General features: G+C 86.1%; 1 pseudogene. It reads left to right on the forward strand.

Going from position 1 to position 375, the window contains the following annotated elements:
* Positions 1 to 375, forward strand: a pseudogene (locus A4V12_RS36570) (bifunctional DNA primase/polymerase); the annotation flags it as partial.

Consider the following 375-nt stretch of genomic DNA (forward strand, 5'->3'; position numbering starts at 1 on the left):
TTGCTAACCCCCGGCGCGGGCCGCCACCTCTGGCTGCCCGCCCCCCCCGGCGCCCCCGCCCCGACCGCGGCCGGCCGCCTCCCCCCGGGCATCGACACCCGCGGCTCCGCCGCCTCCCTGGCCGGCCCCGCCTCGGTGCCCGCGCGCGCCCCCTCCCGCCGGGCGCCCGGCCCCCCCCCCCTCCCCCCGGCGCCCTCCCCGCCGGCCCTCCTGCGCCTGCTGGTCCCCCCGCCGCGGCCTCCCGCGCGCGCCCGCGGGGGGCGACCCGGACCGCGGGGCGAGGGGCTGGTCGGGTTCGTCCTCGCCGCCCGGGAGGGCCGGCGCAACGCCCGGCTGTTCTGGGCGGCGTGCCGGGCGTACGAGAGCGGCATCGGC

Source organism: Streptomyces noursei (assembly GCF_001646665.1).
Taxonomy (GTDB): Bacteria; Actinomycetota; Actinomycetes; order Streptomycetales; family Streptomycetaceae; genus Streptomyces; species Streptomyces lavendulocolor.